The organism is Bacillus sp. ILBB4, assembly GCF_035064545.1.
Lineage (GTDB): Bacteria > Bacillota > Bacilli > Bacillales > Bacillaceae_H > Priestia.
This window is the reverse complement of sequence record NZ_JAIQVD010000002.1, coordinates 484,514-497,500: the sequence shown is the minus strand read 5'-3', so window position 1 is coordinate 497,500 and position 12,987 is coordinate 484,514. Positions and strand designations below refer to the sequence as shown.

The 12,987-nt window shown below is 36.8% G+C and carries 10 protein-coding genes and 1 riboswitch; of the genes, 5 read left to right on the top strand and 5 right to left on the bottom strand.

Annotated elements, in window-relative coordinates; all coding sequences use genetic code 11:
- Position 1 precedes the first annotated feature (1 nt).
- Both LAV82_RS08765 and LAV82_RS08760 read right to left on the bottom strand, forming a co-directional pair.
- Positions 2–1,087 (bottom strand): Ger(x)C family spore germination protein, encoded by a 1,086-nt coding sequence (locus LAV82_RS08765; RefSeq protein WP_075420697.1) that lies wholly within the window; start codon positions 1,085–1,087, stop codon positions 2–4.
- A gap of 14 nt (positions 1,088–1,101) precedes the next feature.
- Positions 1,102–2,622, bottom strand: a complete 1,521-nt coding sequence (locus tag LAV82_RS08760; RefSeq protein ID WP_075420696.1) for a spore germination protein — start codon at positions 2,620–2,622, stop codon at positions 1,102–1,104.
- 202 nt (positions 2,623–2,824) lie between these two features.
- On the opposite strand from LAV82_RS08760, the gene LAV82_RS08755 reads away from it, so the two are divergent.
- From LAV82_RS08755 to sigI, 5 genes are all read left to right on the top strand, one after another.
- Positions 2,825–4,480: an alkaline phosphatase gene (locus tag LAV82_RS08755; RefSeq protein WP_499715898.1), complete on the top strand. Its 1,656-nt coding sequence runs from the start codon at positions 2,825–2,827 to the stop codon at positions 4,478–4,480.
- 750 nt (positions 4,481–5,230) lie between these two features.
- Positions 5,231–5,974, top strand: a complete 744-nt coding sequence (locus LAV82_RS08750) for a LytR/AlgR family response regulator transcription factor (protein WP_013055929.1) — start codon at positions 5,231–5,233, stop codon at positions 5,972–5,974.
- Between the two features lie 144 nt (positions 5,975–6,118).
- The gene (locus tag LAV82_RS08745; protein ID WP_499715896.1) at positions 6,119–9,157 is read left to right on the top strand and encodes a PAS domain S-box protein; all 3,039 of its coding nucleotides are present in this window, start codon (positions 6,119–6,121) and stop codon (positions 9,155–9,157) included.
- Between the two features lie 76 nt (positions 9,158–9,233).
- Positions 9,234–9,329, top strand: a riboswitch (yybP-ykoY riboswitch).
- Between the two features lie 96 nt (positions 9,330–9,425).
- Positions 9,426–10,241, top strand: coding sequence for a TerC family protein (locus LAV82_RS08740; protein ID WP_013055931.1), 816 nt, complete (start codon positions 9,426–9,428; stop codon positions 10,239–10,241).
- 370 nt (positions 10,242–10,611) lie between these two features.
- Entirely contained in the window at positions 10,612–11,322 is a 711-nt protein-coding gene (sigI, locus tag LAV82_RS08735) for an RNA polymerase sigma factor SigI (RefSeq protein WP_097813247.1), read from the top strand.
- Between the two features lie 50 nt (positions 11,323–11,372).
- Here the strand turns inward: sigI and LAV82_RS08730 are convergent, their stop codons facing one another.
- The 3 genes from LAV82_RS08730 to phaQ form a co-directional block, all read right to left on the bottom strand.
- Complete coding sequence (locus LAV82_RS08730) at positions 11,373–11,570, bottom strand: alpha/beta-type small acid-soluble spore protein (RefSeq protein ID WP_013055933.1); 198 nt, start codon at positions 11,568–11,570, stop codon at positions 11,373–11,375.
- Positions 11,571–11,713: 143 nt separating this feature from the next.
- A complete protein-coding gene (gene phaP / locus LAV82_RS08725; RefSeq protein ID WP_013055934.1) occupies positions 11,714–12,226 on the bottom strand; it encodes a polyhydroxyalkanoic acid inclusion protein PhaP in 513 nt (170 codons plus the stop codon).
- Positions 12,227–12,394: 168 nt separating this feature from the next.
- Complete coding sequence (gene phaQ / locus LAV82_RS08720) at positions 12,395–12,835, bottom strand: poly-beta-hydroxybutyrate-responsive repressor (protein ID WP_013055935.1); 441 nt, start codon at positions 12,833–12,835, stop codon at positions 12,395–12,397.
- Between the last annotated feature and the right edge of the window lie 152 nt (positions 12,836–12,987).

The window sequence follows — 12,987 nt, the reverse complement described above, 5'->3', positions numbered from 1 at the left end:
CCTAGTTGCTAATCCCGGTTTGAATAAGATGAACACGAGCTTTTACTTCAATATTCATATCCGGATATTGCGCTTTGAATTCTTCACTGTTAAACCCGCGTGTTTTACTTCGAACATAATCTGTAAAACAAATAGGATCAACTTTATGCTTTTGAAGTTTCTTAATAAATGCATCCCCATCTTTTTCAATGTCTTTTTGGAGCGTTTTTTCCACCATTTTAATACTAGAGGAATCTGTTAAATCCACCCATCCAGGAAACTCTCTTACAAGGCCATCGATAGTTAAGTGCGCGACGATACTTGGATTTTGATGATTTCCTTTAATCTCATACTTTGTTTTAGTGCGCAAGTTTTGAAGAATAATTTCGCTTTCACGGTCATTTTCTTTAATTTTTACAGAGTAGCGGCCGTGCTTTGTTCCGCTTGTTAGCAGCTTAAATAAAAACGTTTCTTTCATTCCAATCGTTGTCACGACTTTTTGTTTTTTAAACAGCGCCAGGCCCTTTAGTTTGATGGCATCTTTTTGCTGCGTTAAAACAGGCAGATACGGGTCGCGGTCGTCACTAAAAAAACTGAATAAAAAAATTTGTAAATTGGTGTTAGGCAAATTTTCTGTTCGGATATTTTGTTCAATCAAATTAGAGATAAACTGATAGTCTTTAATTTTCTTTTTTGTAACGGAGCTCAATAATTCATGTGCGTTGCCATCTACAATACTTAATTTAATATTACGTCCAAGATCTGGATTTCTAGCAATTGTATTCACTAATTCATCCACGCCATGTGTTGCAAATGCTTTTCCCATGACGATGCTCCTTAGCTGCCCAAAAGCGACAGGGAGAGATGATTTATTGTTTAAAAGAAGTGGAATATCAAATGATGAATTAGCAGTAGCCGCAATAATACTTGGTTCTTCCGTTGGGCCGTATTTATAAATAGGGTATAAAATGGTTCCTTTGACTTTATTGCTTTGAGGAATATAATCATATCCTATGGAGTTGACTACTTGAATTTCGTCAATTGTTTCACGGTCTGCACAGCTCGCTAAGAAAGTAAGGCAAGTGCATAAAATAAGCATTCTCTTCATGACGTTTCCCCGCTTTACTCATTATCTAAATTACTTTTTCTTTTAGCCTTATTTGCTTTATTAGGGTTATAGCGGAAGCGCTCTAAAGGACGCAAGTAGCTTGGGCGCTTAGCTGTGTGACTATACGGCAATCTCAAAAAAGTATCACGGTATTCTCTCGGGCGAAATGGAAAGATAGGAACAAGATAAGGCATGCCCAAAGATTTTAAACGAAGCAGGTGAACCAGCAAGAAACAAAAGCCAAACGTGATGCCGACTAAACCGAACGCAGTGGCAAACAAAATAAACGGAAAACGTAGCAGTCGGATCGTGTTAGACATTTTAAAAATGGGCGTTGTAAAAGAAGCTAAAGCTGTCAGTGAAACAATAATAAGCAAAATATTGCTTGTTAGCGCAGCTTCTACTGTTGCTTGCCCAATAACAATCCCGCCTACGATTCCTAGTGTTTGCCCTACTTTTGTTGGGAGTCTGGCTCCGGCTTCTCGAAGCAGTTCAATAGTAACTTCTAAAAAAAGTACTTCGATAACAGGTGGAAAAGGAACGTTTGTCCTTGAAAAGATAATAGGCCCAAGCAGATCTTTTGGAAGCATCTCATAATGATAAGTAACAATAGCTACATAAAGAGGCGTAGCAAAAATAGAGAAAAAGACGCCCAAAATACGAATAACTCGAAAAAATGAACCTAAAACCCACGGTAAATAGTAGTCTTCAGGTGAAACAAAGAAGTCAAGCAAAGTTGACGGTCCCGTAACTGCGTAAGGAGAACCGCTCGAAAAGAAGGCAGCTTGCCCGTTTAACAGGCTAAACAAGACACGATCAATGCGTTCTGTTGTTAAAAAGAGCGGAAACGCCGTAGAAGAATTATCAGAAATTAATTGATCAAGCATCGTACTATCGAAAATGACGTCAAAATCTATATCTTCAAGGCGCTGCGTCATAGTGTCTACGTGCTGAGGATTCGTTACGCCTTCTAAGTAAACAAGCACCACGCGCGTTTTCGATTTATTTCCTACGGTAAGTTCTTTAAAAATAAGGTTTTCGGAAATAACTGTTTTTCTCATTAAGTAGAGGTTGACATCTAAATCCTCTACAAAACCAATTTTAGGACCGACGACGCTGAACTCGTTTTCCGTTTCATTTTCTTTCCGAAATCCTGTATCAAAGCTTTGAACTTTAATAAGAGCTACTAGCTTATCGTCTTTATGCAATTGAAACATCACGTAGCCGCGCAGCATCTTTTCTAAAATTTCTTTTGTATCTCTTGTAATTGAAATATCTTCAATAGGCAGAACATTTTCGACGTCATGTACACTGCTTAACGTGAAGTCTAGTTTTTGAAAAGGCTCGAGTATTTTATCTTCAACACTTTGCATGTTTACGAGCTGCTTAAAATAAGTAATGATGTATTTCCGATGCTGTGAGCCAATGGCTAATGTCATAAAGTCACTTGATTTCTTAAACTGTTTAATCAGTTCATCGAGTGATTTTTTGGGCTGATCATCTGCATTTTTTCTTTTAAATAAATGTTTAAACATAACCGTGCCCCTCACTTGACTTTCTATTACTGGTAGTTTGTTCATGTACTTCCTTTTTATTCGACTATTTTTTCTTAAGAAGAAAGGAAGAATATAAAGACAAACTTTACACTCTTTTACAGCAGATAAACAGTGGGTTTACGTTTGAATGGTAACTTTAGACATGTCGAAGACAATTAAATAAAGGAGCGGGTATATTTATATGAAGAAAAAATTAGCAGGTATTATACTGGCAGGAGCAGTAGCATTGGCCTCGTTTGGTGTAGGAAACTCACTTATTCAAACGGAAGCAAAAGTGGAACATAAGTCAGCTAAGAAACCTCAAAATGTCATTATGATGGTAATGGACGGGACGAGTTCAAATGCTACTACACTCGCAAGATGGTACAAGGGAAAACCGTTACATATGGATCAGCTGATGGCCGGGGGAGTACGTGCGTATTCGGCAGAATCTGCTATTACAGATTCCGCTCCGGCAGCTACTGCTTTAGCAACAGGAAATAAATCAAATTCAGGTTATGTAGGTGTGCTGCCTTCGGTAGTGAACACGCCTGGGATTAAACCAGTAGAAAAAGAAGATCAATTTCGTCCGGTAGCAAACGTTCTAGAAGGAGCAAAGCTTTCGGGGCGCGCGACAGGAATTGTGGCTACTTCTGAAATCCAGCATGCCACACCAGCTGGTTTTTCAGCTCACAACTATACTCGTGATGATTTTCAAACGCTAGCTGAGCAGCAAGTGTATCAAAACATTGATGTAGTGCTTGGAGGAGGTAAGCAATCTCTTCTTTCGGGAAAAGAAGAAAAAAGCCGAAAAGACGGTGAAAATTTAGTCAATGTATTGAATCAAAGAGGATATGACTTTGTAGAAAATAAAAAGGAATTAGAGCAGTCACGCGCCAAAAAAATCTGGGGGAGCTTTGCCGATCGAGACTTAGCGTATGATATGGACCGGCCGCAGACAAAAGCAGAACAGCCAAAGTTGTCCCAGATGACAAATAAAGCAATAACAACACTATCTAAAGATAAAGACGGTTTTTTCTTATTTGTTGAAGGAAGCAAAACGGATTGGGCAGCTCATGCGAATGATCCAGTAGGAATGATTAGCGATGTATTAGCGTTTGATGAAGCAGTGGGCAAAGCAGTAGAATTCGCTAAAAAAGATGGAAATACGATGGTTATTGCGATTGCAGATCACGGAAACAGCGGTCTTTCAATCGGTAATGCAAATACAACAAAAGGATACGATACCACACCTGTTTCTGCTTATATTGATCCATTAAAAAAAGCAAAAATGACGTTAGAAGGTGCTACGTCTAAATTAAAAGAAGATTTATCAAATAAAGAAGAAGTAGCTGCTTTGTATGGTTTATCAAATCTAACTTCAGAGGAAAAAGCGCAGCTGACTAAAGCAAGAGATAAAAAAGAAATCAGTGCTACACTATCGAAGTTATTAGCCAACCGAGCAAACCTTGGATTCACAACGGGCGGTCATACGGGTGAGGATGTATTTCTGTATTCCTACGGCGTAAATCGACCAACGGGGCACTTTGATAATACGGATATTGCCAAACATATGGCTAAATCAATGAATATTAACTTAAATGAGTTAACAAATGAATTATTTATTGAAGCAAATAAAGCTTTTAAAGGCTCAAAGGTAGTGGTTAACTCAAAAGACAAAAACAACCCTGTGCTGGTTGTTACAAACAATAAGCGAACGGTGAGTTTCCCAGTAAATAAAAATATTGCTATTGTAAATGGAAGAGAAATTCAAATGGACAGCGTAGTGGTACAGGATAAAAAGAATCGCTTCTTTGTATCGAAACAAGCACAGCAAATTGTAAAAAATGAAAAATAAGAAATGAATGCAAAACAGGCCGGGTTATAACTTTAGGCCTGTTTTTTTACAAATAATAGCTGGTTAATTAGGTTATGTAGCCGTTATAGAGGAATGAAGCTATTTATTTTACAAATAAATAGCTTTGAACACTTAAAGAAATGGAAAGTCTTCACGTTTAACCATATGTGATTTATACTATGAAATGGTATAATAATCATAGTTTTAAAGGGAACTAGTTCGGAATACATATGTAAGTTCGTAACTTTGTATGCTAAAATTTTTATAATAAAATGAATAAAAAATACATAAATTCTTTTGGATGAAATCACAAAGTCAAGGTTATTAAGGACAATATGTAAGTAATTACCTTGAAAAAAAGTAAAAAATTAATAAAATTATGGGTAAAAGAGCGTAGAACATGTTTTAATAGTAAGAGAAAACAAAATGATTGAAAAGAGCGTGCCGCCTTTATCGAAAATGTTAAATAAAGATTTTGGCATGCTGATTTACAGATTATAAAAAGGGTATTAAATCATTGTTAGGAAAATAAATGATAATAGATAAACGGTTTTTAAGTCTTCTTCTAGAAAACCTACAATTATTGCAATATTCCCCATGAACAATCGTTTTGCGTTCCATTAACGATTAGCGTCCGTGTAGATCATTCATCTCAACATAAAAACACTATAACTATGTGTAGACATGCATAAACCAGAATGGGCAATAGTTCGTACTATACTTGAACATTGTATCCTAGGGGGAGTCAGGATGAACAAAATTAACTTAATTATTGCCGATGATAACGAAGATTCGGTTGAAATTTTAGATTATTTTATAGAACAGCTTCCGGAATTTGAAGTGATTAGCATCTGCAAAGACGGAGAGCAGCTTGTACAGGAAGTGATGGCTAAGAGCCCAGACCTTTTGCTCGTCGACATTAATATGCCTACGATTAACGGTGTAGATGCAATAAAAAAGTGCCTGCGCATTAAGCCGAATTTAAACTTCATTTTTATCACTGGTTATGATGAATTTGCGGTGAAGGCATTTGAGTTGTCAGCATTGGATTATATTGTAAAACCGATTGAAAAAACAAGGCTTTATATGGCGTTAGAGCGGGCAAAAAACTCCATTGGAATTGATAGAAATCAGTCAAAAAAGCCAGGTGAGCAATTAAAAAGACTGCCTGTAAAATTTAATGGATCTACTTACTACATTCCAATTGATCAAATTATTTTTATCGAAAAATCCGGAAAAAAATGCTTAATCTATACTCAATCACGTGTCTATGAGACATATGAAAATATTAGTGATATCTATACGTATTTGAACCCTTCTGTATTTAGTCAAACACACCGGTCTTATATCGTGAATTTACAGAAAGTTTCGCACATCACACCAAAAAACGAAACATATCTTGTTTATTTCTTAGAAATTGATGAATATGCTCATATCTCAAAATTAAAAATACAAGACGTTCAAAAACAGCTGCATCAGTTAATGATGAATTAAGAGATGCTGCTGCTTCTAAAATAGCTATGCTGATGAAAGGACGAAGCTTATGTAAGTTTCGTCTATTTCATGTGTCTGCTTTCGGAATAAATGATCGTAATATAGTTCTTATGAGGAGAGTTAGATAGAAGAAGTAACGTTGAAGTGAAAGGAAAGAAAATGATTTCAATTACTGGTCACTATAATGAATTTACCGTATTTCTTGCTGTCATTGTAGGAATTCTCGCCTCTTATACAGCACTTGATATTATGAGTAAAATGATGAAAAAACAGCGGAACAATTATTTGTGGCTTACCCTGTCAGCGGCTTCAATGGGGATTGGAGTGGGGGCGATGCACTATATTGCGATGCTTGCTTATTATGTGCCTGTTAGCTTTCATTTTAATGCTGTACTTTCTGTCATTGCTTTAATAATAGCGATTAGCGGATCACTAGGTGCGTTTTGGACATTTTGGAAATGGGGCACGTCGGTATGGTCAGGGCTCATTTTGGGAAGCAGTATTCTGGGTACACATTATATTGCCATGGCAGCAATTGAAACAGAAGCACACATCCATTATGCCGTGCTATCTGTTTTGCTTTCCATCATCATCGCCCTGGTCGTTGCATTTTATGCGATGCACTTGTTTTTTCGTTCGAAAAGCGTGAAAGCTAATCCGTTTCTCAAACTTGTTAGCTCTATTTTGCTGGGCATTGGAATTTCAGCTATGCATTTCATCAGTATGTATGGAATGAAGCTGCATATTGAACACTCAGTTGTCAGAAGATGGGGCCAGTGGCTGCCTTATCAAGCGCCATTTTCCAATATGATTGCAAGTATCACGATTACGCTACTCATTGTCTTTCTGCTCGTTGCTGCTTTTAAGCGCCAGGAAGAAGTGAGGGATAGTCAACTAAAAGAAGAGTATTATCAATCTCTTTTTAACTACAATCCCAATATTGTGTGTGCGGTTGATTTGTACGGCAATATTCAAACGATTAATCCAAAAGGAATAGAACTAACAGGATACACGTTGCATCAAATGGAGAAAATTCCGTTTCCCTATATGTTTAGAGAAGCTCAAAAAGCTGAAGAATATATGTGGAAATCCCTGAGCGGAGACTCTGTTTATTATGAGGCAACGCTCATTCGCAAAGATAATCAGCCTGTATATGTTGAAGTAACGCAAATGCCTATTATTGTTCATGGTCAAATTAAAGGCAGTTACGTCATTGCCAAAGATGTGACAGACCGAAAAAAGGCGCAACAGCAGCTTCTGGATTTACAAGAAGATTTAAAACGCACGCTTTCACAGCAAGATGGCGCTATTTTTAAATTTGTGAAAAACGATGAAGGATATATTCATACCATGTGCGAAGGCAAAATGATTCGTGAAATAGGATATGAGGAAATAGATGTTGTCGGTAAAACACTTGAAGAATTTTTACCTGAATCCTACGCAAAAGAAAATAAGGAGTACTATGAGAAAGCTTGGGCGGGAGAGAAAGTATCGTATGAAGTACTTTTGAACGATTCTGCTTACTATACGAAGTTAATACCTCATATTTACAAAGGAGAAGTAAAAGAAGTTATTGGTTCTATAGTAGATGTTACCGATCTTCACGAAGCAAGAGAAAAGCTGGCTAAAAGTGAAAGCATGTATCGCTCCGTTCTTTCTACGATGTCAGAAGGGGTTGTGTTTCATGATCTTGAAGGAAACTTAGTTGCTGCTAATGCGTACGCTGCTAAAATCTTACAAGTGCCCTATGATGAGATGTTATTAGTTAACCCCTTTGGTTTAGACTGGGAAATCATTCATCCTGACGGCACACCTTTTGCACTGGAAGACATTCCATCTGTTCGATGTCTTCGTACAAAAGAGCCTGTGCGAAATACAGTTATGGGCATTTATTTAAATGAGAAAAAGTTGACTTGGCTTTCGGTGAATGCTGAACCTCTTCAAGAAAGCAAATATTATAAAGGCGTAGTTGTCACGTTTTATGATATTACAAAACAGCAGGAACAAGAACAAGATTTGCTTCATTCTAATCAGCAAATGATTATAGCAAAAGAAGAAGCCGAAAAAGCAAATCAAGCCAAGTCTGAATTTTTATCAAAAGTAAGCCATGAGCTTCGTACGCCTTTAAACAGTATTTTAGGTTATGCACAGATATTGGAAGAGCAAGGGGAAAAAGATTTAACAGAAAAACAATTGAATCGTGTACGAAAAATTTTAAAAGCAGGTAATCATCTTCTTTATTTGATAAATGAAACGCTTGATTTATCGAAAATTGAATCAGGTCACTTAGCGATTAACCTTGAACCGGTGTCGGTAAAAGAGGCGATTGAAGACGCGCTTAAAATTATGAAACCATTAGCAAAAGATAAGCATAGTATACTTTATACTCGCTTTCATGCATACCAAGAAGTCTTTGTTGAAATAGATGAACTTCGGTTTCAGCAGATCTTATTAAATCTGCTTACAAACGCCATTAAATATTCGCCCGCTTATCGCGATATCACTATCTATACCGAGATCACTCAGCATCACGTAACCATATTGATTGAAGATAGGGGCTTTGGAATTCCAGCTTCAGAATTGAATCGGATTTTTGAGCCTTTCTACCGTGTAAATAGACTAGAAAAAGACGGAACAGGGATTGGATTGGCGCTTGTAAAGCAGCTTGTTGTATTAATGAATGGTACGTGCGGAGTGCGAAGTGAAGAGGGAAAGGGCAGTACATTTTGGGTGCGTTTTCCCTTAGTACATCCACCTGTTCCTAAACGATTATCCAGTGAAGGAGAAGCCGAGCCGTTTTTAGGTTTTTCCATGCCGACATCAATTGTATATATTGAGGATAACGATACAAATATTGAGCTTATGCAATCGATTCTTTTTCCATATAAAAACGTTAAGCTTTTAGTTGCCAAAACAGGAGAAAACGGCATCGGGCTAATCAGGTCCATTTCACCGGATATGATCTTAATTGATATTGATCTGCCTGATATGAATGGTTTTGAGGTATGCACACAGCTGCAGCTAGAAAAAGAATTGAAGCATATTCCGCGAGTCGCCCTGAGTGCAAGCGCGATGCAAAGCGATATTGATCAAGCTTTTTTAGTCGGCTTTAGTGAATACGTAACAAAGCCTATTCATATTTCAACGTTTTTGAATGTATTAAAACGCTTAACAAAAGCTTAACAAAAGTTTAGAGGGCTTTTAATTGACTTATTAGTGAACCTTTTATAAAATAAAAACAACTTAATACATTTACTTCTTACGGAGTAAAGGGGAGTAGCGTCAGGGAAACCTGAAACAAAGTCGTCATTACATGGAGTATTCCATCGGCTTTGTTGGCATAATGATTATGCTTAGCAAGACCTTTGCCATATTTGGCAAAGGTCTTTTTGTGTTTTATTCCGGTAATGAGGATAAATAAACTTATATAAAGAAACGAGAGGGGATTTTTATGGATGCATCGCTTTTGTTAGAGTATGGATGGGTATTGCTAGTTCTGGTTGCATTAGAAGGGATTTTGGCGGCGGATAATGCTCTTGTGATGGCCATTATGGTCAAACATTTACCGGAAGAAAAACGCAAGAAGGCATTATTTTACGGACTAGCCGGTGCCTTTATTTTTAGATTTGGTTCATTGTTCTTGATTTCATTTTTAGTCGACGTATGGCAGCTTCAAGCTATAGGAGCCATTTACTTGTTGTTCATTTCCATTAATCATATTGTGAAGCGATATGTGAAAAAAGACGATCATGAAAAAGTGAAAGAAGCAGACGAGAAAAAGGGCTCAAGTTTCTGGATGACGGTTTTAAAAGTAGAAATAGCAGACATTGCTTTTGCCGTTGATTCAATTTTGGCCGCTGTGGCTCTCGCCGTTACATTGCCAACAACAGATCTTCCTCAAATTGGCGGACTCGATGGGGGACAATTCTTGGTGATTTTCGCCGGAGGAATTATGGGATTAATTATTATGCGTTTTGCTGCAACTTGGTTCGTCAAGCTATTAAATACGCGCCCAGGCCTAGAAACGGCGGCTTTTGCTATTGTAGGGTGGGTAGGGGTTAAGTTAGCGGTTTATACCCTTGCTCATCCGGAGTTAGGTATTATTAATGAACATTTCCCTGAATCAAAAGTGTGGAAAATTACGTTTTGGATTGTGTTACTTGCCATAGCAGCTTCAGGCTGGTTTCTATCTAAAAATAAAGAACAAACTGATCTTGAAGGCTCAGAGAAAGAAAAAGAATCGTTAAAAAAAATTGAAAATCAATAATAAAAAACGCACCTTCAATGCTAATTGAAGGTGCGTTTTTTATTATTGAGACAAAATACCTAGTTTAGATTGTTTAGATAAAGGGTAAAAGAACTAACTACTGTTTAATTACTTTATATCCGAATGTTTTGCTTTTTCGTTCATATTCTGTAGAGAACAGAAGCAGCCGTGAGTAATTCAGTTCAATGAAGTTTATTTCAGTTTATAAACATATATTTCAAATGTATGTTAATTGGTAAAATTGAGCTATTATGGGTTATAATAAAGGGAAATTAAGAGGAGCAGAGCGCTTCTAAACCCTGTTCGTCATCAAAAGAATGGATATTAACATGGTATAAAGTAATTGAGTATAGTAAAAGAGGTGAAGCCAATGCTTACAAAAGTTCAAACGCCTCCATCGCTTGAAACGATTGTACTGACGATTCAGCAAGGGGATAAACAATTACATAACGAAATGATTCAACAATATAAACCGTTTATTGCTAAAGTTGTTTCAGCTGTATGTAAACGTTATATAAGTGAAGCTGACGATGAATTTAGCATTGGTCTGATTGCATTTAATGAAGCCATTGAAAATTACACAATCCAAAAAGGCAGATCCCTTCTTGCATTTGCGGAACTTATTATTAAAAGAAGAGTAATTGACTATATTCGAAAAGAAAAGAGAAATCAAACGCTGCTCTATAACCGAATTGAAAATGAAGGTTTTATTCAAGGTAAGGTAGAAAGGGATATATCGCTTTCTAACTATAAAAGGCAAAGTGAAACTTCATATATTCAAGAGGAAATGACTTATTTTTGTCAGACGCTAAAATTGTTTAAATTAACTCTTGAAGACATTATTAACACGTCTCCTAAACATAAGGATGCAAGGGGAAATGCAGTGGAAGTTGCATCCTTTATCGTCAAGGAAAAAGAATTAAAAGATAAGCTGTTTTTAAAGCGGCAGCTTCCTATTCGCTTGATTGAAAAACATGTGAAAGTGAGCCGGAAAACAATTGAAAGAAACCGTAAATATATTATCGCGATGGTTATTATATTAGCGGGGGACTACGTGTATTTAAAAGACTATATTATGTAAGAAAAAGGCACACGCAGGTGCCTTTTTTAGCCATGTTATGAAATTATGTTTTATTTTTGTGTGCTGCCGCTTAAGTGAGCTTGAGCTTGTTGCACCAAGCGTTTTGTGATTTCTCCGCCTACTGAACCGTTGCTGCGTGCAGCAGTGTCAGAACCTAGAGTTACCCCAAATTCTTGAGCGATTTCATACTTATATTGATCTAAAAATTGTTCTACACCTGGTGTTAATAGTTTATTTGTTCTAGCCATGATTAGTCATCTCCTTTTTTAGTGGTACAGCAGTTTACTACTGTACCTGTATTATTTGTTGTTTCCTATTTTGCATACTGGTAATGGTTTGCAAGAAAGTATAAAAAAGCCCAGCTTTCAAAGAAGCTGGGCTTTTTTATATATTATTTTACAACTGCATATTGCTCAAGAGACTGAGCAAATGACTTTTGAAGAGATTTTACTTGTTCTACGTATGCATCAGATACGTGTTGGAATTCTTGGCGCGTTTTCTTTTGCTCTTCTACTAATTGTGTTACTACTTGATGATATTGTTCTTGAGCTTGCTTTACTAAAGAATAGCTTGATTTGCTTTGGTTAAGAGAAAGCTCTTGTAATTTATTTAATGCTTCATGCGTGCGGTTTGTCCATTCTTCATAAGAATCGGCAACAGCGTTTCCAGCTGTTTTACGTAAGTTTTCAACTGTTTTTTGTTGAAGATCTTCTAATTCAGCTTTCCATTGTTTGTCTGTTGCTTGAAGTTGTTCAACTGCTTTTGTTACAAATTCTTGCTGTTGCTCAAGTGCTTTTAACGTCCATTGCTCAATTTGTTTGTTTCCTTCTGCAATGTTTTGTAACCCCTTTGTCCATTGTTCCCACATTGCATCAATTACTGTATCATACTTTACTGTTGACATAATCAAATTCCTCCTTGAATAATTTGGTCTGGCGAACAGTTATCGTAATGAACAAAACGTTAAAGAAGAAATTCGTAGTTGTGTGATAAACCTAACATTCCGCGCTCGCTGGTTGACCGTGAAATTTAACATTATATTAGGAAACGCAGATGTACTGCGTGAATCCCTTTAATCGTTTTCTTCCTCTTTTGATTCTTTTGACTTTTTAGAAGAAGAAGAGCTAAAAGGGAACAACATGTCGGTATACATGTGAAAAAATGAATCTAACATGTTTTGATACTGTTCAAGTGAATTAGCCCACATGCTTAAATATTGTTCGCCGGCATCTGTTAATGAATAAATCCGGCGTGCAGGTCCTTCAGCTGACGTATCCCATTGCGATGTAATCAAGTTGTCTTTTTCAAGCTGTCTCAGCGTGCGGTAGACATTTCCCTGATCAACTGATGTGAATCCAAAGCTCATTAGTTGCTGAATGAGCTTGTAACCATGTAGATTCCAACCTCTTAAACTTAAAAGAAGAAAAGGAACCATCAAGTTTTTTGGTGCACCGCTAATCGATTTTTCTAAGTTGTTTGAATTAGAGGTGTTATCTTTTTCACTTGATCCCAAGGTAATCACCCCTTCGAAAAAAGAGAATTTGTTTTCTATATGTGTAATTTACACCTAGATGAAAAAATTGTCAACACTTTAAAACAGGTCTTTCAAATACAGGAAAAAAGAACGATTTTTTGGATTTCGACAAAAAGCGTCAAAAAAATTCA

Bases quoted from the DNA above. Each gene is read 5' to 3' on its own strand.
- LAV82_RS08765 (WP_075420697.1), bottom strand. From the start codon at position 1,087: ATGAAGAGAATGCTTATTTTATGCACTTGCCTTACTTTCTTAGCGAGC.
- LAV82_RS08760 (WP_075420696.1), bottom strand. From the start codon at position 2,622: ATGTTTAAACATTTATTTAAAAGAAAAAATGCAGATGATCAGCCCAAA.
- LAV82_RS08755 (WP_499715898.1), top strand. From the start codon at position 2,825: ATGAAGAAAAAATTAGCAGGTATTATACTGGCAGGAGCAGTAGCATTG.
- LAV82_RS08750 (WP_013055929.1), top strand. From the start codon at position 5,231: ATGAACAAAATTAACTTAATTATTGCCGATGATAACGAAGATTCGGTT.
- LAV82_RS08740 (WP_013055931.1), top strand. From the start codon at position 9,426: ATGGATGCATCGCTTTTGTTAGAGTATGGATGGGTATTGCTAGTTCTG.
- sigI (WP_097813247.1), top strand. From the start codon at position 10,612: ATGCTTACAAAAGTTCAAACGCCTCCATCGCTTGAAACGATTGTACTG.
- LAV82_RS08730 (WP_013055933.1), bottom strand. From the start codon at position 11,570: ATGGCTAGAACAAATAAACTATTAACACCAGGTGTAGAACAATTTTTA.
- phaP (WP_013055934.1), bottom strand. From the start codon at position 12,226: ATGTCAACAGTAAAGTATGATACAGTAATTGATGCAATGTGGGAACAA.